Here is an 18107-nt window from a genome sequence, read left to right on the forward strand (position 1 = left end):
ATCCTCAAGAAAACGGCTTATTGAATACAATTGTATTTATATTGTTTTTATTTTAACCATACTCGTTTACCCTTAATTTATGCGGAAAAGTTTTCCAAGAAAAGCTGAAATTAAATATTTTTTCAATATTAATCATGTAATTATAAGGAAAACAGTATTTTGGTAATGATGATGTATGTAGCTCAAAGCCAGTTCATAAATATTTTTGTGGCGGCTTATGCACAGAATTTTCCAAAAAAATCATTAAAAACTATTATTTTTCTTTTTAAACCCAAAAATAAATCTTTAATATATTGATTTTATTGTTTTATTTTTCAATTTTTATTGTATACATAAAACCCCTGGCAATGCCGCGACCCGGCTTACGATAAACTCTTGGCAATGCACTGCCAGTGCCGAGCCGCCAACTCCCAACCTGCCATGTCGTCACTGCAATCTCGCGTCCTCGTCCAATTACGCGGTCTCATCCTCAACGGAACCTTCGCTCCGGGCGAACGCCTGGCCGAGATTCCGCTGGCCGAACGCCTCAAGGCCTCGCGCACCCCCGTGCGCCAGGCCCTGGTCAGCCTCGAGCACGAAGGCCTGATCGAGCCATCGCCCAGCGGCGGCTATCAAATGCGCGGCTTCACCATGCAGGACGTTTCCGACGCCATACGCTTCCGGGGAGTCATCGAGGGGTTCGCGGCAAGGCTGCTGGCCGAAAACGGGGCCTCGCGGCGCACCCTGCGACTGCTGCGCGAGTGCCTGGACGACGGCGACAAAATCGTCAACAAGCCCAGCATGGATCTGGACGACTACGCCGCCTACGTCGAAATGAACGACCGCTTCCATCACATTCTGGTGACAAGCTGCGGCAACCGCGCGGTGGAGCGGACCATGGACATGCTGAACGGCCAGGCCTTCGGCGCCCCCAGCGCCACCCTGCCCATGCAGTCCTCCATGGTCGAGGGCCAGGAATGGATGAAGCACGCGCACCGCACCCACCACGCCATCGTGAACGCCATCGAAAACGGCCAGGGCTCGCGCGCCCAGGCGCTGGGCGAGGAACATGTGGAAATCGCCAGGCAAAACCTGGACTACGCGCTCGACAAGCCCGAACTGGCAGCCAAGATACTGCCCGGCATCCAGCTCATATCGGATACGCCAGCGCGCAAATAACGCAACCGGCGTCCCCCAAGGGCGTTGGGCGCCCCGGCACGCCGCAAGCGCACCGTTTGGCAGGCTGCGGCACGAAATCAAGCACGCCGTTCAGTCAACCCGTACGCCGGGCTCAGGTTGCGATCTTCTCCAGCAGATTCATCAATTGCCGGCGCTCGGCCTTGGTGATGCGGGCGGCGATGCGTTCTTCGTAGCGCTGGGTCAGGGCGCTTAAATGGCGCAACTGGTCGAGGCCGCTCTCGGTGACCCTCAGCGCATAGCTGCGGCGGTTGTCGGGAACGATCTGCCGTTCCACATAGCCCAACGATTCCAGCGTGTCGACGACCTTGACCACGCCCGCCCGCGTGATGCCCAGCATTTCCGCCAGCACCGACTGGTTCACGCCGGGCTGGGTCGCGACGATGCTCAGGGCCGTCATGCGGCCAGGCGATAGCGAGTCGGGGCCCAGCATGCTGAACAGGATCTCGTAGGTGCGCAGCTGCGCCCGCTTGATGGCATAGCCCAGCGAATCGTTCTGCAGATCCGCAAAGCCCAATGGCCGATCGGCGCCCACGCCGGATGATGTGACGTCCGGCCCGGCCAGCCCTTCTTCCCCGGTTGGCGATGACATGTTCAAGGGTTTGCCCTTATAGAAGCAGATTCAACAAAAAATATAATATAGATTGATTGTTAACCAGTTAACAATATACCTGTTTCAGCGTAATAAACAAGTCCGTTCCATCCTCGGTAAAAAACAATACAACCGCTTATTGGAGACAACCCATGAAACTCAAGTACGCATTCGTCGCCGGCCTTTTTGCGGCCATGGCCGCGCAAACAGCCTTTGCCGACATCCATATCGGCGTCACCACCTCGCTGACCGGGCCCGGCGCCTCCATCGGTATTCCCGTGCGCAACGCCATTGCACTATGGCCCACGGAAATCGACGGGCAGAAGCTGGTCGTGCAGGTGCTGGACGACGGCGGCGAGCCAACCGCCGCCACCAAGAACGGCCGGCGCTTCGCCGAGGAAGGCGCCGACCTCATGGTCGGTTCGGCCAACACACCGGCCACCATCGCCCTGGCGCAGGTAGCGCGCGAAGCCAAGATCATGCAGTTGTCGCCTTCACCCGCCGAGCTGCCTCCCGGCCAGGACTACTGGACATTCCGCGTGGTCATGAACGCGCGCTACTACACCGACGGGCTCATCGAGCACATGAAAAAGCACGGCGTCAAGACGCTGGCTTTTCTTGGCCTGTCCGACGCCTACGGTGAATCCTATCTCCAGGCATTCAAGGAAAAAGCCGCCGCGGCCGGCATCAAGCTCACCACCATTGAACGCTTTGCGCGCGCCGACACCAGCATAGCCGGCCAGGCGCTAAGCGTCATCGCCTCCAAGCCTGACGCCGTCATCGTGGTGGCCGTCGGCGCCGGCGCCGCCATGCCGCAAAAAGCGCTGGTGGATCGCGGCTACAAGGGAAAAATCTACCATACGGCCGCCTCGGTATCGCCCGATTTCCTGCGCCTGGCCGGCAAGGACGCCAAGGGCGCCCTGGTCAGTTCCGGCCCGGAACAGGTCCCCGAACAACTTCCGGACAGCCATCCCGGCAAGCAAAACGCGCTTAAATTCGTGAAGGCCTACGAGGCCAAATACGGCCCCGGATCGCGCACCCAGTTCGCCGCCCACATCTACGACTTCTCCATTGTGCTGCAACACATCATTCCCGTTGCGCTGAAGAAGGCCAAGCCGGGCACCCAGGAATTCCGCCAGGCCCTGCGCGACGCGCTGGAAAACTACGGCGGCATCACCGTCACCAAGGGCGTGCTGCACTACACGCCGAAAGACCACTGGGGGTTCGGCCCCGACGCCCGCGTCATCCTGACTCCCAACGGCAACGACTGGAAGCTGGTGGATTAAGGCCTGCCTTTTACCCGGGCCGGCGCTTGCACCAAACATGCTCGAGCCGGCCCGATCGGGCCAAAGCCTGCGCACCATATCACTCCATATACCAACCTCAACACGCATCCTAGAAAGATTCATGTCCACTACAACGCAAACCGAAGCACTCGTAACGCTCGACATCGAAGGCAACCTCGCCGTCATCACGCTCAACCGCCCCGACAAACGCAATGCGCTCAGCCTGCGCGTCGTTGAACAGTTGCGCGCGGCCTTCGAATCGCTGCCCGACACCGTCCGCGTCGCCATCCTGGCCGGCCGGGGCACGCATTTCTGCGCCGGCCTGGACTTGTCCGAACTCAAGGAAACCACGGCGGGCGAAGGCGTCCAGCACTCGTTCAAGTGGTACGAAGCCTTCTCGAAAATCCAGTTCGGGAAAGTGCCCGTCGTGTGCGCCATGCAGGGCGCGGTGGTGGGTGGCGGCCTGGAACTGGCTTCGGCGGCCCATGTCCGCGTAGCCGACGAAACCACCTATTTCGGGCTGCCCGAGGGCCAGCGGGGAATCTTCCTGGGCGGCGGCGGCTCGGTGCGCGTTTCGAAGCTCATCGGCTTTTCGCGCGTTACCGAAATGATGCTTACCGGCCATGTGCTCGACGCGCAGGAAGGCAAGGCCATCAACCTGGCGCACTACGTCACGTCCGAAGGGCAGGCTATGCAAAAGGCGCGCGAACTGGCCGCCCGCATCGCCAGCAACGCCCCGCTTTCCAATTTCGCCATCATGAACGCGCTGCCGCTTATCGCCGAGCAGCCCATGTCGCACGGCCTGATGACCGAAGCCCTGATGGCGTCCATTACCCAAAGCGCGCCCGAAGCCAAAGAGCGCGTCAACGCCTTCCTGGAAAAGCGGGCCGGCAAGGTCAGCCTGTAAACGCCACCGCACACCATAAAACCACAGCGGCAACTGTACCCCAGAGACAACCATGACGACAGCACCCACAGCCGGCAGCGCCAACTTCCGACCCATTGCCCTCGGCCCCTACGAAGGCGCCGCCGAAAAGCGGGAGGACGGCGCGCTGATCCTGAGCTCGACGGACACGCTGGGCCCCAGCCCTTCCCGCTACACCGATCCCCTGATCCGCTGGGCCAAAGAAAAGCCCGATGCCCCGCTGGTTGCCGAGCGCGACGGCAACGGCCAGTGGAAATTCCTCAGCTACGGCCAGGCTCTGGAAGCCGTTCAACACCTGGGGCAGGCACTGCTCGACTTAGGGCTTGGCGTAGAGCGGCCGCTCATGGTGCTGTCGGAAAACAGCATCGAGCACGCGCTGATGGCGCTGGCCGCCATGCATGTCGGCATACCGTATGCGCCGATTTCGCCGGCCTACTCGCTGCTGTCGCAATCCGCGGAGCGCGTCAGCCATGCCGTCGAACTCCTGACCCCGGGCGCGGTATTCGCCTTCGATGCCGAACGCTACGCCCGCGCCATCCAGATCGCCGTACCCGACGACGTCGAGCTGATTTTCGTCGAGGGCGGCATCCCCGGCCGCCGCAGCACGCCGTTTCGGGAGCTGCTCGACACCCGGCCCACCGCGCAGGTCGAGGCCGCGCACGAAGCCGTCGGCATCGACACCATCGCCAAGTTCCTGTTCACTTCCGGCTCCACCAAGCTGCCCAAGGCCGTCGTCAACACGCACGGCATGATGATGTGCAACCAGCAGATGTATTTGCAGTGCTATCCCTTCCTGGCCGAAGAGCCCCCGGTTCTGGTCGACTGGATGCCCTGGCACCACACGGCCGCCGGCAACAACAACTTCGGCGTCATTCTGTACAACGGCGGAACCCTGTATATCGACAGGGGCAAGCCCACGCCCGACGGAATGGCCGAAACCATCCGGAATCTGCGCGAAGTGCCCTCCACCATCTACTATTCAGTGCCCAAGGGCCTGGAAACGCTGGTGCAGGAAATGAAGCGCGACACCGTCCTGCGCGACTGCTTCTTCAGCCGCCTGCGCCTGATCTTTCCCTGCGGCGCGGCGCTGCCCGGCCCGCTCAAGCAGGCCATCGACGAACTGGCCATCGCCGCCTGCGGCGCCCGCATTCCCATGACCATGGGCCTGGGCATGACCGAAACCGCCCCCTTCGCCATCTCCGCCCACATCCCCGACTGGCAGGCAGGCGTCATCGGCATTCCCGCGCCGGGCGTCGAGGTAAAGCTGGTGCCCAATGGCGACAAGCTCGAAGTGCGCTACCGCGGCCCCAACATCACGCCCGGCTACTGGCGCCAGCCCGAGCTTACCCGCGACGCCTTCGACGATGAAGGCTATTTCCGCAGCGGCGATGCCGCCCGCTTCGTCGACGACAGCGCGCCCGAGCGCGGACTGCGGTTCGACGGACGCATCGCCGAAGACTTCAAGCTCATCAGCGGAACCTGGGTCAATGTGGGCGCCCTGCGCCTCGAAGTCATCGCGGCGGGCGCGCCCTACATCCACGACGTGGTCATTACCGGCCATGACCGCGAAGACCTGGGAATGCTCATGGTGCTGCTGCCCGCTGCGGCGGAACTGTCGGCCGCGCTGCCCGGCAATGCCGGCCTGGCCGACATTGCCCGCGATCCCGCCGTGCGCGCCTGGGCCCAGGCCTTGATGGACCGCCTGGCCGCCAAGGCCACGGGCAGCTCGCACCGCATCGTGCGCGCCATGGTTCTCGAGGAGCCTCCGCTGATGGAGCTGGGCGAAATGACGGACAAAGGCTCCATCAACCAGCGCACCATGCTCAAGACACGCGCAACGCTGGTGGAACGTCTTTACGCCGCACAGCCCGACACCGCCGTGCTCCACGCAAACATCCGGGCCAGGGTCGCATAAGCACGTAAAATCGAACTGGCACCTACGCTTTAACCGCTTTAATTCAACGCAACCACAGCAAGCCAGGCGAAGCCGGCCCATAAGCTTCACGGGCCGCCTCCCGGCAAGAAGGAAAATCATGACGGGTTTGAACAAAGTTGTCGCCATCGACATCCACACTCATGCAACGGTTTCCACGCGCAACGCGCCGGATGAAGTCGCCATTGCTTTCGACGCAGCCATGGCGGCCTACTTCAAAGAAAAAATGCCCCGGCCCACCATCGCCGAAACCGCCGCCTACTACCGCGAGCGCAACATGATGGCCGTGATTTTCACGGTGGACACCGAAAGGGCCAACGGCCAGGTGCGCATCACCAACGAAGAAGTCGCCGAAGAAGCCGCCCAGCATCAGGACGTTCTGATTCCCTTCGCCAGCATCGACCCCTTGCGCGGCAAGATGGGCGTGCGCGAAGCGCGGCGCCTCATCCAGGACTACGGCGTGCGCGGCTTCAAGTTCCACCCATCGGCGCAAGAGTTCTACCCCAACGAGCGCGCCGCCTACGATCTGTACGAAGTCATCGCCGAAGCCGGGCTGCCCGCCATTTTCCACAGCGGCCAGACCGGGGTCGGCGCCAAGATGCGCGGCGGCGGCGGAATCCGCCTGAAGTACTCCGACCCCATGTTCCTGGACGACGTTGCCGTCGACTTTCCCGACATGCCCATCGTCATCGCCCACCCATCCTTCCCCTGGCAGGAAAACGCCCTGGCCGTGGCCACCCACAAGCCCCAGGTGTATATCGATCTGTCGGGCTGGTCGCCCAAGTATTTTTCGCCGCTGCTCATCCAGTACGCCAACTCCATCCTCAAGGACAAAATGCTGTTCGGCTCGGACTTCCCCGTCATCACACCCGATCGCTGGCTGGCGGACTTCGAAAAAATCGACATCCGGCCCGAAGTCAAGCCGCTCATCCTGCGCGACAATGCGGTGCGCCTGCTGGGCCTGGACAAAGACCCCGTATTCGGACGCTACGTGCGACTGGCGCCACCCGCCCAGGGCGACTGCTGCTAAGCCGGCGGACTGCGGCATCGTTTTTCAATCGGAAAGGCTTCGGCGCCAGCCGCCGAAGCTCCTCCATGCTATGGCGCACTGTCTACAAACACGCTCGATACGAATTTCGATAACCCACTAATCAGGTGAACTTGAATGGAACTGAAAAATACCGCAGTACTGGTCACGGGCGGCGCGTCCGGGCTGGGTGAAGCCACCGCCGCACATCTGGCCGCGCAAGGCGCGAAGGTCGCCGTCCTGGACATCCAGGACGAAAAAGCCGCCGCCGTGGCGCAGCGCATCGGCGGCATCGCCGTCCACTGCGACGTCACCGATCCGGCCAGCGCCGAGAACGCCATCGCCAAGGCCCGCGAAGCGCACGGCGTCGCGCGCATCCTGGTCAACTGCGCCGGCGGCGCGGTCGGCAAGCGCGTGGTCGGCAAGAACGGCCCGATGGCCCTCGAGGACTTCACCAAGGTCGTCAACCTGAACCTGTTCGGCAGCTTCAACATGACCCGCCTGGCCGCGGCCGAAATGATCGCCGCCGATCCGCTGGGCGAAGAACGGGGGCTCGTGCTGTTCACCACCTCGGTCGCCGCCTACGAAGGCCAGGTCGGGCAAGCCTCGTACTCTGCCGCCAAAGGCGCGCTGGCTTCGCTGACCATCCAGCTGGCTCGCGAATTCTCGCAATTCGGCGTGCGCGTCATGGCCATCGCCCCCGGCATTTTCCTAACGCCCCTGCTCTATACGGCGCCGCCCGAGGTGCAGGAATCGCTGGCCACTTCCATCCCCTTCCCCCAGCGCCTGGGCAAGCCGGAAGAGTTCGCCGATCTGGTCGGGCACATCGCCGCCAACCCCTACCTGAACGGCGAGGTCATCCGCCTGGACGGCGCCGTGCGCCTGGCCCCGCGCTGATCCATGCTGCAGTACCGCCCCCCTTTGCGAGATCTGGAGTTCATCCTGCACGAGATGTTCGACGCGCAGGGCATGCTGAACGCCTTGCCTTGCCATGCCGGCATTGATGCCGAAACCATCGGCCAGATCGCCGCCGAAGCCGGCAGGTTCGCCGCCGAGGAAATCCTGCCGCTGAACGCCGGCGCCGACCAGGTGGGCTGCCAGTGGCGCAACGGAGCGGTAACGACGCCGCCCGGCTTTGCCCGGGCCTACGGCGAATTTCGCGAACTGGGCTGGCCTTCCATGTGCGCCGACGCGGATGACGGCGGGCAGGCCCTGCCCCGCCTGGTATTCAGCCTGGTAGGCGAAATGCTTTCCACCTGCAGCCACGCCTTCGCCATGTATGCAGCGGTGAATCACTGCGCAGCATCGTGCCTGCGGCATTCGGCCAGCCAAGCCCTGCGCCGGCAATGGCTGCCGCGCCTGGCCAGCGGGCAGGTCATTGCGTCCATGTGCATGACGGAGCCCCAGGCGGGGTCGGACATCGGCCTGCTTACTACCAAGGCGGAAGAGGACGGCGACGGCGCCTACCTGATCACCGGCGCCAAAATCTTTGCCAGCGGCGCCGAGCACGACCTGACGCCGAACATCATGCACCTGGTGCTGGCGCGCCTGCCCGGCGCCCCGGCCGGATCGCGCGGGCTAAGCCTGTTCCTGGTGCCCAAGGTGCTCGAGGACGGCACACCCAACAAGATCACATGCGACGGCATCGAGCACAAGATGGGCCTGCACGGCAGCGCCACCTGCTCGATGCGCTTCGAGCGGGCCCGAGGATGGCTGGTCGGCGAACCCCATCAAGGGCTGCGCGCCATGTTTCCCATGATGAACGAAGCCCGGCTGCTTTCCGGGCTGCAGGCATTGGGGCTGAGCGAGCTCGCACTGCAGAACTCGCTGGAATATGCCCGGGAACGGCTCCAGGGACGCTCGCCCGCGGGCCGGCAGCCCTGCCCCATCATTCAGCACCCCGACGTGCAGCGCATGCTGCTTGTCCAGAAAGCCTGGACGGAAGGCGCTCGCGCCTTCACGCATTGGACGGCGCTGCTGCTGGACGTGGCGCAATGGCACCCCGATGCGCAAACACGCAGCGACACGGCCGACCTGATCAGCCTGTTGACCCCGTTGATCAAAGGCTTCATTACCGAAAACGCGCAGCAGTCCATCAGCCTGGCCCTGCAGATCCACGGCGGCCACGGCTATATCGTGGAAACCGGCATCGAACAACTGGCACGCGACGCCCGCGTCACCACTATCTACGAAGGCACCACCGGCATCCAGGCGCAAGACCTCCTGCAGCGCAAAGTGCTGGCCGACGGCGGACGGCGGCTGGGCCTGCTGAACGCGGAAATCAAAGGCTGGTTGTCGGCATGCCCCACCGGCCCATGGATGCGGGAATTCTCCGATCCGCTGGCTGCGGCTTTGCAAGACCTGAACGCCGCCACGGCGCTGCTCGACCAGCGCAAACAAAACGGCACGGACTTGTCTCTGGCGGTCAGCACGCACTACCTGAGGCTGATGGGGCACGTGGTGCTGGCCTTCCTGTGGGCAAAGGCAGCCGCGGCGGCCGCGCCCAAAGCCCAAGGCGACGCCTGGTTTGCCGCCAAGCTGACCACAGCGCGCTTTTATTATTCGCACTTGCTGCCCGAATCGCGCCACCTCCTGGCGGTCATCGAAGCGGAACCGCTGTCCATGGAAGCGGCTTTCGAGCCCGCTTAACGCTCAGGACAAACCCTGGGCGGGACTCCCCTGGCGCTAGTTGAAGAAAGCCTTGAACTCGTCGGGAATGGGCGCGCCTTTCAGGCGTCCTTCGCCCACCACCTGAGCCCACGCCCGCAACTCGAAGCCGGTGGCAACCAGGCGTTCGCCGCAAGTCACGGTGTAGTTGACGCGCATGCGGCGCTCGACCCATTCGATTTCCGCGGCAATGGCAATGACATCGTCATAGGTGACGGGCGAGCGGAACGTAGCGCCCACGTCGACCAGCGGCGTAACCGTGCCGAATTGCGCGCGGATCTTGCGCTGGCTAAGGCCCTTGCTGCGCAGCAGGCCTTGGTAGGTGCTGTCGAACCAATGAAAAAAATTGGGATAAAACACAATGCCGGCTTCGTCGCAATTGCCCCACTCTATCGTCAGATCCCGCTTGAAATGCTCCATTGCCGCCTTTCTCCACAAATAAAGATTCGATGATAGCCTTAAATAAAGGCCGCTGACCTAAAAAATGCCTCTATGCATAACCGTTATGCAACGCTGGAACCGAAACCGCTTTCACCTGGCCGTCGTTTGAATTTTTGCATTTTGATACATATCCGCAGCCTCCGGAAATCCACGGCACAACCGGCAACAATCTCAAGAAATACCGGATTTTGGAAGAATAAAACCCGATCTTTCACGAAATTCAGCCAATTTGCCAACATCGAACCATTTGCGCGGCCAGCCTCCAGCCCCTACCATTTGCGCAATCCCCCATTCAAAGCCACCGCCATGCCCGAAACCATCGCCGTCGAAATCAGCCGCAAGAAACCCGTAAAGCCGGTCCGCTGGCCTGTGGAGGCCATTCTTGACCTATACGATCTTCCCATGCTGGATCTGCTGTACCAGGCCCAAACCGTACACCGCCAGCATCACGAAGCCAATGCCGTCCAGCTTTCCAGCCTGCTGTCAATCAAGACCGGCGGCTGTCCGGAAGACTGTTCCTACTGCCCGCAATCCTCGCGCTACGACACCGGCGTGGAAAGAGAGCGCTTGATGGAACTGGAGGAAGTGCTGAAGGCGGCCCGCGAAGCCAAGGCGGGCGGCGCGCAACGCTTTTGCATGGGCGCGGCCTGGCGCTCGCCCAAAGAACATCATATCGAGGCCGTGGCCGAAATGGTGCGCGCCATCAAGGCCATGGGGCTGGAAACCTGCGTAACCCTGGGCATGCTCAAGGAAGGGCAGGCCGAACAACTGAAAGAAGCCGGGCTGGACTACTACAACCACAACCTGGACACCTCGCCCGAGTTCTACGGCCAGATCATCACCACGCGCACCTATCAGGACAGGCTCGACACCCTGGAGCGGGTACGCAATGCCGGCATCAACGTTTGCTGCGGCGGCATCGTCGGCCTGGGAGAATCGCGCCGCGAACGCGCCGGGCTGATCGCCGAACTGGCCAACCTCGACCCCTACCCCGACTCGGTCCCGGTCAACAATCTGGTCAAAGTAGAGGGCACGCCGCTGCAAGACACGCCCGACATCGATCCGCTGGAGTTCGTGCGCACCATCGCCGTCGCCCGCATCACCATGCCCAAGGCCGTCGTGCGCCTGTCGGCCGGCCGCGAAGCCATGAGCGACGTCATGCAGGCCATGTGCTTCATGGCGGGCGCCAGCTCCATTTTCTACGGCGACAAGCTGCTGACCACCGGCAACCCGCAATACATGGCCGATCGCGCCCTGTTCGAAAAACTCGGCCTGCATCCCAGCAGCGAACCCGGCGAGTCCACGCACTATCACGCCTGAGGCGGCGCGTGCCCACCTTGTCGGCCGGCCCCGCGCCGACTGAAAGCCGGGTGCCGAGCTGCTGGCCGAGCGCCCCGCGCCGCTTGCCATCCGAAACTGCACGCCTGGCCGCGCATACATGCTGACCCTGGCCATCAGCATTGCCTGCAGCGTGGCGGTGTCCATATTGCTCAAGCTGGTTCGCCGCTACGAACTGCATGCGGGCCAGGCCATTGCCGTCAACTACGTCGTCGCCGCAACGCTGTGCCTGCTGCTGTTGCCCCCTTCCGCCCAACAAATGCCGCAAGGCGCTGCCGCCTGGCTCACGCTGGTCTTGCTGGGCGTGCTGCTGCCAACAGTATTCCTGGCCATGGCGGCATCGATCCGGCACACGGGCATCGTGCTCAGCGACGCGGCGCAGCGGCTTTCCCTGTTCCTGCCACTCATGGCCTCCTTCCTCCTGTTCGGAGAAACGCCCGTTCCCGCCACTCTGGCCGGCGTGGCCGTGGCCCTGGCCGCGCTATGCTGCCTGCTGGTCAAGCCGCGCCGCCGCGAACCCCGGCAAAACGGCCAAGCCGTCCTCGCAAGCGCCGGCGCAGCGCTGCTGCTGGCGGTCTGGACCGGCTACGGCGCCATCGACATCCTGTTCAAGCAATTGGCGAAAAGCGGCACGGCCTTTCCGTCCGGCCTGCTCATTGCATTCACCCTGGCCGGACTCGTCATGTTCGCGGGGCTGTGCGCGGCGCGCACCGCCTGGCGCCCGCGCAACCTGGCCGCCGGCCTCGTGCTGGGCCTGCTGAATTTCAGCAACATCTATTTCTACATCCGGGCGCACCAGAGCTTTCCCGCCAATCCGGCCCTGGTCTTCACCGCCATGAACCTCGGCGTCATCGCGCTGGGCACGCTGGCCGGCATGGCCTTCTTCAAGGAAAAGCCCTCCCTGCCCAACCTGGCCGGCGTCGCCTTGGCCGCCGCGGCCATCCTCATCCTGCTCCAGCCGCAATTCAGCCATTGAAAGCGTGAAGGTCTTCCCTTGCCGCCGGGCCGTCCCAAGGCAAGGGAAGACCCATTGGGGGGGCAGCAAGCCGCAACGCGGCGCAGCGTGGGGGCTCTCCTTGCCGCCGGGCCGTCCCAAGGCAGGGGAAGCCCCCTTGGGGGGCAGCAAGCCGCAACGCGGCGCAGCGTGGGGGCTCTCTCTACCGCCGGGCCGTCCCAAGGCAGGGGACGTTGGGGCTGTTACTCTTGTGGCACCGGCTCCGCCGAGACATCGGTTTGCGGATCGACGCGCGGATCCAAGGCCGACACGGCCGGCGACGCCTGCGGCTCCGACATGGGCACGAACTGGGTGGGCGCGTCCTCGCTCAGGTATTCGCCCGTGACCCGCTGCGGACGGATCAACAGCACCAGCAGGAACGCACTGCCCGACACGAAGATGAAGAACATATCGGTGTCGATGTAGCGCATGAGCGCGCCCGCCACGAAGGGCCCCAGCCCCGCTCCCAGGCCATATGCCATGATGACGATGGCGCTCAGCCCCACGCGCCGGTCGGGGTCCACGTTGTCGTTGGCGAACGCCGTGCCGATGGGATACAAGGGAAACTGCAGCGCGCCGAAGGCGCAGGAAATCGCAATCAGCGCCCAGAACGGCAGCACCCACCAGCCCCACAGCGGAATGCCCACCAGCGCAAGCAGCGCCGCGTTGAAACGCACCAGCCCGACGCGGTTGACGTGATCGGAAAGCTGGCCCAGCGGCCACTGCGCCACCAGGCCCGCCGCCACCGCCGCCGCCAGGAACCACGCGACCTGATCGCTGGAAAGCCCCTGCTTGACCGCGAACACCGGCGCCAGCCCGTAGAAGGCGCCGGTCAGGTTGCCGGCGATGAACACCACCAGCAGCGACATGGGCACGCGCTTCAGGTAATAGCGGATCATGATGGGCGCGGGCATGGGCACGGCCGGGTGCAGGCGCCGGGTCAGCGCCACCGGCACCAGGCCCAGCACGGAGCAGATTGCGGCAAACACCAGCGGTTCGTAATTGAGCCGGGGAAACAGAGTCAGCGAAAGCTGGCCCAGCACCGTGCCCAGCCCCGACACCACCATGTAGAACGCAAACACCCGGCCGCGCTGGTGGTTCTCGGTCTGCTCGTTGAGCCAGCTTTCGATCACCATGAACTGCGTAACCATGGAAACGCCCACAATGAAGCGGAACAGCAGCCACAGCCACAGATTGTCGAGCAGCGCCTGGGCCAGCACCATGGTGGTCACAATGGCCGCGCCCGCCACATAGGCGCGAATATGGCCCACCTGCATGATGAGCTTGTGCCCGCTGCGCGCACCCAGCACCAGCCCCAGGTAATACACCGCAATCAGCCCGCCCACCCACAACTCGGACACGTGGTCGGCGGTCAGGCGCAGCCCCAGATAGGTATTGAACAGCCCCGTGCCCAGCAGCAACAGCAGTGTCGCCAGGTACAGGGAAAAAAAGGAAGCGACCGTATTCAGCATCGGCACGAAAGACGATTGCCCGGCGCGGCGCCGGCGATCTTCAAGGGAGCGTCGGCCCAATCAGCGGCATCGGGACGAGGTATTGACATGAAACGCGGCCTGGAACAAAGCCGTGGGCGGATTGCCCTCCCCACCCGCATGAAGCGGGCGGGTACGGCCGGACAAATGCAAGAAGCCTGTTAAAGCTGGCCCAGCAAGGTGCCGGCATCGCTGACGCTAAGCTCGCCGCCCTTTTCCGCATTGAGCTGGGTTACCACGCCGTCCTTGATGAGGGCCGAGTAGCGGCGCGAACGCACGCCCAGGCCGCGGGCGGTCAGGTCCAGTTCCAGGCCCAGCTTTTTGGTCCATTCGGCGCTGCCGTCGGCCATCATGCGCACGCGTCCGCTGACGTTCTGGTCACGGCCCCAGGCGCCCATGACGAAAGGATCGTTGACCGACAGGCACCAGATTTCATCCACGCCCTTGGCCTTGATTTTGTCGGCCAGCTCCAGAAAGCCCGGCAGGTGCTTTTCGGAACAAGTCGGCGTGAACGCGCCGGGCACGGCAAACAACGCAATGGTTTTACCCTTGACCAAATCGCCAACCTGGAAGGTATTGGGACCCAGCGAGCATCCCTGCGACTCGACCTCGATGAACTCGGCCAAGGCGCCATCCGGAACACGATCGCCAACTTTGATAGACATGATTTTCTCCGTTACTTTAGACAGATTGGTGATTAGCAAAAAACGCAGTACACAGCCTATCACTTTTTGCGCCGCGGCGTCATCCCCGCCAATCAAGGCCTGGCGGGCAATTCGGGGGCTCTCGGGCAGGCAGGGCAAGGCACAAAAAACGCAAGAAACCCGCATACTCGGATACATTTGCACACCAGGACTTCATGCTTCTGTAAAGATTGCCCGTCAAAATAACGACTCGTATCGGACGTCTGCAGCAATCGGCGGCGCGGGAACCTCGGCCGCCTGTCCAGAGTCCAACAGCTTTCACTATACATCCGCCCCGCGGCGCCGCTCGGCCCCGGACGCGATGTTTTTTTATAGGGAGTTCACCTTGATACTGCCTAAATTATCCGCCGCAATCCTGTCGATGAGCTTCCTGGGAAGCGCCTACGCGGGCGTCGACCAGGACACCAGCCTGGACCAGTGGGTCGTCATTTCGGGCGCAACCAACGGCGCCGCCGATGTCTTTGGCGTCAGTCCCGAAGACATCGACCAGCATCGCCACACCGCGCTGGCCCACTTGATACGCTACGCCGAAGAACGCGGCCTGCAGGTCAGCGAGTTCGACCAATTGTTCGAGCGCGGCCAGGTGGAAGGACGCAAGCTGGTCGAAAAGCACGGCAGCCTGGTCGCTGCCGCCCGCAAGGACTTCGTCACCGGCTTCATGCACGACAAGAACATTGAATACCACAACGTCAAGAAGGCCCTCGACACATAAAGCCTTGCCGCCGCCAGGGCGGCCATACAGCGTACTGGCAGGATCGCGTATAGTATAGGAATGATTCCGGCGCCGGATGCGGGCATGCGCGCCGCCGCCATTCCTTTACACGCAAACATGAGTCAATCTTCTACTTCGGCCGAGCTCGAACTTAGCCATCTGGACGAATCCGGACAAGTCCGCATGGTGGACGTCAGCAACAAGGTCTCCACCTTGCGCTGCGCCATCGCCCAGGGCAAGGTGCGCATGAGCCCCCAGGCCTACACCCTGCTTTCCGCCCACGAAAACGGCAAGGGCGAAGTGCTCAACACCGCCCGCGTGGCCGGCGTGCTGGCCGCCAAGCGCTGCGCCGAGCTCATCCCCTTGTGCCATAGCCTGCCGCTGAGCTTCGCGGGCATCGAGTTCGCACTCGACGACGCCACGCACAGCATCACCGTCAAGGCCACCTGCCGCACCGACCACAAGACCGGCGTCGAAATGGAAGCCATGACGGCGTGCAGCGTCGCCGCGCTAACCATCTACGACATGTGCAAGGCCGCCGACAAAGGCATCATCATCGAAGACATACGGCTCAGCTATAAATCCGGAGGTAAAAGCGGTGAGTGGCACAGCAATTAAGGTTTTGTACTTTGCCCAGGTCGCCGAACTGACCGGACTGCGGCAAGAAACCTGGCCCATCGACACCCCGCTCAGCGGGTCGGAATGGCTGGCGCAGCTTGCCGCCCGCTACCCGCAGCTCGAGCCCGTGCAGCGCCTCAAGCTGGCCGTCAACCAGTACCACGTCGGCCTCGATGCCGCCATCCAGCCGGGCGACGAGGTCGCGGTCTTCGAACCCGTTACCGGAGGCTGAGCATGGTCATCGTTCAACAAGCCGATTTCGACGCCGCCGAGCTGACCCGGCAACTGCGCGAGCGCGCGGCCGGCAAATCGGGCGCCATGGTTACCTTTACCGGCTATGTGCGCGACTACGCCCCCGACCAGCCCACGCAAACCTTGTTCCTGGAGCATTACCCGGGCATGTGCGAACGCGAAATCCAGGCCATCTGCGACACTGCGCAAACCCGCTGGGAAACCCACGAACCCGTCGTCGTGCATCGCCATGGCGAACTGCACAGCGCCGAGCAAATCGTCTTCGTGGCCGTGGCCAGCGCCCATCGCGGCAACGCCTTCAAGGCTTGCGAATACATCATCGACGCGCTCAAAACGCGCGCTCCGTTCTGGAAACGCGAAACACTGGCCGACGGCAAACAGTTCTGGGTGCAGCAGTACGACGCCGACGCGCAAAAAACCAATCTGTGGAACTCCGCCATACCAGGGAACCCATCATCGTGAGCAAAGCCGACCCCAGCAAGCCCCAAGCCGCACTGAACATCGCCGTACTGACCATTTCGGATACCCGAACCAGCGCCAACGACACCTCGGGCGACTACCTGGCCGAAAGCATCGCCGCCGCCGGCCATCGCTGCGTGCAGCGAACCATCAGCTCGGGCAATCTTTACCATATCCGCAAAATCGTCAGCGACTGGATACACGACGAAAGCATCCAGGTCATCCTCAGCAATGGCGGCACCGGCTTTTCTCATAAAAAGTCCACGGCCGCCGCCATCACGCCCCTGCTCGATGCCGGCATTTCAGGTTTCGGCGAGCTGTTCCGCCATCTGTCGTGGCAGGAAATCGGCTCGTCCACACTGCAATCGGACGCCTTCGCGGGCACGGCCAACAATACGCTACTGTTCTGCATGCCCGGCTCGACCGGAGCCTGCAAGATGGCCTGGGAAAAAATCATCCGCGAACAGCTCGACAGCACCCACCGCCCCTGCAATTTCGCCACGCACTATATGGCCTGATGCGCTGAAACGTGCCCGCCATATGAATGATGGCGGATCGGGATGGCGCCGGGCGCGCAACAAGCATGGCTCGCGTCCTTGTCCGCCATTGGTCAACAACTCTTATCTGTGATTCTCCTATGGATCTGCTCGATTTCGACATTGCCCAATCCCGCCTCGCGCAAGCAGGCAAACTGCCGCAAAGCACCGAAACCTGCCTGCTGCGCGCGGCGCGCGGGCGCATTCTGGCCGAAACCATCATGGCGCGGCACGACCTGCCGCCGGCCGACAACAGCGCCATGGACGGCTATGCCATCCGCTTTGCCGACTACCAGCCCGGCGCCGCCTTCCCGGTGCAGCAACGCTGCTTTGCGGGCCAGGCTCCCGAGCCTCTGCAGCCCGGCAACACCATACGCCTGTTCACAGGCAGCCTGCTGCCGCCCGGCGCCGACACCGTCGTCATGCAGGAAGACTGCACCGAAACCGACAATGTCCTGACACTGCGCGAAGCGCCGCGGCAAGGCAGCCATGTTCGCCGCCAGGGCGAAGACGTGCAAAAAGGCCGGCGCCTGCTTTCCGCCGGCACCCTGCTGGACACCGCCCAGATCGCCGTGCTTGCCTCCCAGGGCCTGCAAAGCGTCGCGGTTTATCCCAAGCTCAGGATCGGCATACTCAGCACGGGCGACGAGCTGGTCGAACCCGGCCAGCCGCTGCAGACCGCGCAAATCTACAATTCCAACGGCCCGGCCCTGGCCGCCCTGGCCGAAAAGCTGGGCGCCGAGGTCATACACGTGCTGCATGCCGCCGATACCCACGACTCGCTGCGCGACGCCTTTACACGGCTTATCGGCGATTGCGACCTGGTACTCACAGTAGGCGGCGTCTCGGTGGGGGAAAAAGACCTGGTCAAGGCCACCATAGAGCAAATGGGCGGCAGGGTCGACCTCTGGCGCGTGCGCATGAAGCCCGGCAAGCCCGTGGCGCTGGCCCAGGCGC

At 62.9% G+C, this 18107-nt stretch carries 19 protein-coding genes; 15 read left to right on the forward strand and 4 right to left on the reverse strand.

Going from position 1 to position 18107, the window contains the following annotated elements; all coding sequences use genetic code 11:
• Nucleotides 1-420 precede the first annotated feature (420 nt).
• Nucleotides 421-1158 carry a GntR family transcriptional regulator gene (locus VNT00_RS10625; RefSeq protein ID WP_325587244.1) on the forward strand — a complete coding sequence of 246 codons (738 nt, stop codon included), beginning with the start codon at nucleotides 421-423 and terminating at the stop codon, nucleotides 1156-1158.
• A gap of 112 nt (nucleotides 1159-1270) precedes the next feature.
• Here VNT00_RS10625 and VNT00_RS10630 read toward each other — a convergent pair whose 3' ends face one another.
• Complete coding sequence (locus VNT00_RS10630; protein WP_325587245.1) at nucleotides 1271-1768, reverse strand: MarR family winged helix-turn-helix transcriptional regulator; 498 nt, start codon at nucleotides 1766-1768, stop codon at nucleotides 1271-1273.
• Nucleotides 1769-1920: 152 nt separating this feature from the next.
• Here VNT00_RS10630 and VNT00_RS10635 point away from each other — a divergent pair, with 152 nt between their 5' ends.
• The 6 genes from VNT00_RS10635 (at nucleotide 1921) to VNT00_RS10660 (ending at nucleotide 9588) form a co-directional block, all read left to right on the forward strand.
• Entirely contained in the window at nucleotides 1921-3054 is a 1134-nt protein-coding gene (locus tag VNT00_RS10635; protein WP_325587247.1) for an ABC transporter substrate-binding protein, read from the forward strand.
• A 121-nt stretch (nucleotides 3055-3175) separates the two neighbouring features.
• Complete coding sequence (locus VNT00_RS10640; RefSeq protein ID WP_325587249.1) at nucleotides 3176-3961, forward strand: crotonase/enoyl-CoA hydratase family protein; 786 nt, start codon at nucleotides 3176-3178, stop codon at nucleotides 3959-3961.
• Nucleotides 3962-4013: 52 nt separating this feature from the next.
• Nucleotides 4014-5894 carry a feruloyl-CoA synthase gene (locus VNT00_RS10645; RefSeq protein ID WP_325587251.1) on the forward strand — a complete coding sequence of 627 codons (1881 nt, stop codon included), beginning with the start codon at nucleotides 4014-4016 and terminating at the stop codon, nucleotides 5892-5894.
• Between the two features lie 118 nt (nucleotides 5895-6012).
• A complete protein-coding gene (locus tag VNT00_RS10650) occupies nucleotides 6013-6942 on the forward strand; it encodes an amidohydrolase family protein (protein ID WP_325587253.1) in 930 nt (309 codons plus the stop codon).
• A gap of 135 nt (nucleotides 6943-7077) precedes the next feature.
• Nucleotides 7078-7836, forward strand: coding sequence for an SDR family NAD(P)-dependent oxidoreductase (locus VNT00_RS10655; protein ID WP_325587255.1), 759 nt, complete (start codon nucleotides 7078-7080; stop codon nucleotides 7834-7836).
• A 3-nt stretch (nucleotides 7837-7839) separates the two neighbouring features.
• Nucleotides 7840-9588 carry an acyl-CoA dehydrogenase gene (locus VNT00_RS10660; protein WP_325587257.1) on the forward strand — a complete coding sequence of 583 codons (1749 nt, stop codon included), beginning with the start codon at nucleotides 7840-7842 and terminating at the stop codon, nucleotides 9586-9588.
• A 36-nt stretch (nucleotides 9589-9624) separates the two neighbouring features.
• On the opposite strand, the gene VNT00_RS10665 is transcribed toward VNT00_RS10660, so the two are convergent.
• Nucleotides 9625-10026: an acyl-CoA thioesterase gene (locus VNT00_RS10665; RefSeq protein WP_325587259.1), complete on the reverse strand. Its 402-nt coding sequence runs from the start codon at nucleotides 10024-10026 to the stop codon at nucleotides 9625-9627.
• A gap of 327 nt (nucleotides 10027-10353) precedes the next feature.
• On the opposite strand from VNT00_RS10665, the gene bioB reads away from it, so the two are divergent.
• Both bioB and VNT00_RS10675 read left to right on the forward strand, forming a co-directional pair.
• Nucleotides 10354-11367 (forward strand): biotin synthase BioB, encoded by a 1014-nt coding sequence (gene bioB / locus VNT00_RS10670; RefSeq protein WP_325587261.1) that lies wholly within the window; start codon nucleotides 10354-10356, stop codon nucleotides 11365-11367.
• A gap of 118 nt (nucleotides 11368-11485) precedes the next feature.
• Nucleotides 11486-12361: an EamA/RhaT family transporter gene (locus VNT00_RS10675; protein ID WP_325587263.1), complete on the forward strand. Its 876-nt coding sequence runs from the start codon at nucleotides 11486-11488 to the stop codon at nucleotides 12359-12361.
• A 221-nt stretch (nucleotides 12362-12582) separates the two neighbouring features.
• Here VNT00_RS10675 and VNT00_RS10680 read toward each other — a convergent pair whose 3' ends face one another.
• Together VNT00_RS10680 and VNT00_RS10685 are read right to left on the reverse strand one after the other, a co-directional pair.
• Nucleotides 12583-13851, reverse strand: a complete 1269-nt coding sequence (locus VNT00_RS10680; RefSeq protein ID WP_414650921.1) for an MFS transporter — start codon at nucleotides 13849-13851, stop codon at nucleotides 12583-12585.
• Between the two features lie 179 nt (nucleotides 13852-14030).
• Entirely contained in the window at nucleotides 14031-14534 is a 504-nt protein-coding gene (locus VNT00_RS10685; protein ID WP_325587267.1) for a peroxiredoxin, read from the reverse strand.
• A 364-nt stretch (nucleotides 14535-14898) separates the two neighbouring features.
• On the opposite strand from VNT00_RS10685, the gene VNT00_RS10690 reads away from it, so the two are divergent.
• The 6 genes from VNT00_RS10690 to VNT00_RS10715 all read left to right on the forward strand — a co-directional run.
• Entirely contained in the window at nucleotides 14899-15285 is a 387-nt protein-coding gene (locus VNT00_RS10690; RefSeq protein WP_325587269.1) for a hypothetical protein, read from the forward strand.
• 117 nt (nucleotides 15286-15402) lie between these two features.
• A complete protein-coding gene (moaC, locus tag VNT00_RS10695) occupies nucleotides 15403-15903 on the forward strand; it encodes a cyclic pyranopterin monophosphate synthase MoaC (RefSeq protein WP_325587271.1) in 501 nt (166 codons plus the stop codon).
• On the forward strand, nucleotides 15884-16135 hold the full coding sequence (locus tag VNT00_RS10700) for a MoaD/ThiS family protein (protein ID WP_325587273.1): 252 nt from the start codon (nucleotides 15884-15886) through the stop codon (nucleotides 16133-16135). The genes moaC and VNT00_RS10700 overlap by 20 nt, the downstream gene beginning before the upstream one ends.
• Nucleotides 16136-16137: 2 nt before the next feature.
• Nucleotides 16138-16617, forward strand: coding sequence for a molybdenum cofactor biosynthesis protein MoaE (locus VNT00_RS10705; RefSeq protein WP_325587275.1), 480 nt, complete (start codon nucleotides 16138-16140; stop codon nucleotides 16615-16617).
• Nucleotides 16614-17132: a molybdenum cofactor biosynthesis protein B gene (moaB, locus tag VNT00_RS10710; RefSeq protein ID WP_325587277.1), complete on the forward strand. Its 519-nt coding sequence runs from the start codon at nucleotides 16614-16616 to the stop codon at nucleotides 17130-17132. The genes VNT00_RS10705 and moaB overlap by 4 nt, the downstream gene beginning before the upstream one ends.
• A gap of 125 nt (nucleotides 17133-17257) precedes the next feature.
• Nucleotides 17258-18107 (forward strand): molybdopterin molybdotransferase MoeA (locus VNT00_RS10715; protein ID WP_325587283.1); only part of this gene is annotated, 850 nt, incomplete at its 3' end.

It is taken from the genome of Eoetvoesiella sp. (genome assembly GCF_035555955.1).
Classification (GTDB): domain Bacteria; phylum Pseudomonadota; class Gammaproteobacteria; order Burkholderiales; family Burkholderiaceae_B; genus Eoetvoesia.

What these genes read in the sequence shown, in the direction of transcription:
- moaC (WP_325587271.1), top strand. Translation starts at nt 15,403, where the DNA reads ATGAGTCAATCTTCTACTTCGGCCGAGCTCGAACTTAGCCATCTGGAC.
- VNT00_RS10645 (WP_325587251.1), top strand. Translation starts at nt 4,014, where the DNA reads ATGACGACAGCACCCACAGCCGGCAGCGCCAACTTCCGACCCATTGCC.
- VNT00_RS10685 (WP_325587267.1), bottom strand. Translation starts at nt 14,534, where the DNA reads ATGTCTATCAAAGTTGGCGATCGTGTTCCGGATGGCGCCTTGGCCGAG.
- VNT00_RS10640 (WP_325587249.1), top strand. Translation starts at nt 3,176, where the DNA reads ATGTCCACTACAACGCAAACCGAAGCACTCGTAACGCTCGACATCGAA.
- VNT00_RS10665 (WP_325587259.1), bottom strand. Translation starts at nt 10,026, where the DNA reads ATGGAGCATTTCAAGCGGGATCTGACGATAGAGTGGGGCAATTGCGAC.
- VNT00_RS10675 (WP_325587263.1), top strand. Translation starts at nt 11,486, where the DNA reads ATGCTGACCCTGGCCATCAGCATTGCCTGCAGCGTGGCGGTGTCCATA.
- VNT00_RS10660 (WP_325587257.1), top strand. Translation starts at nt 7,840, where the DNA reads ATGCTGCAGTACCGCCCCCCTTTGCGAGATCTGGAGTTCATCCTGCAC.
- VNT00_RS10635 (WP_325587247.1), top strand. Translation starts at nt 1,921, where the DNA reads ATGAAACTCAAGTACGCATTCGTCGCCGGCCTTTTTGCGGCCATGGCC.
- VNT00_RS10655 (WP_325587255.1), top strand. Translation starts at nt 7,078, where the DNA reads ATGGAACTGAAAAATACCGCAGTACTGGTCACGGGCGGCGCGTCCGGG.
- VNT00_RS10680 (WP_414650921.1), bottom strand. Translation starts at nt 13,851, where the DNA reads ATGCTGAATACGGTCGCTTCCTTTTTTTCCCTGTACCTGGCGACACTG.
- VNT00_RS10705 (WP_325587275.1), top strand. Translation starts at nt 16,138, where the DNA reads ATGGTCATCGTTCAACAAGCCGATTTCGACGCCGCCGAGCTGACCCGG.
- bioB (WP_325587261.1), top strand. Translation starts at nt 10,354, where the DNA reads ATGCCCGAAACCATCGCCGTCGAAATCAGCCGCAAGAAACCCGTAAAG.
- VNT00_RS10625 (WP_325587244.1), top strand. Translation starts at nt 421, where the DNA reads ATGTCGTCACTGCAATCTCGCGTCCTCGTCCAATTACGCGGTCTCATC.
- VNT00_RS10630 (WP_325587245.1), bottom strand. Translation starts at nt 1,768, where the DNA reads ATGTCATCGCCAACCGGGGAAGAAGGGCTGGCCGGGCCGGACGTCACA.
- VNT00_RS10650 (WP_325587253.1), top strand. Translation starts at nt 6,013, where the DNA reads ATGACGGGTTTGAACAAAGTTGTCGCCATCGACATCCACACTCATGCA.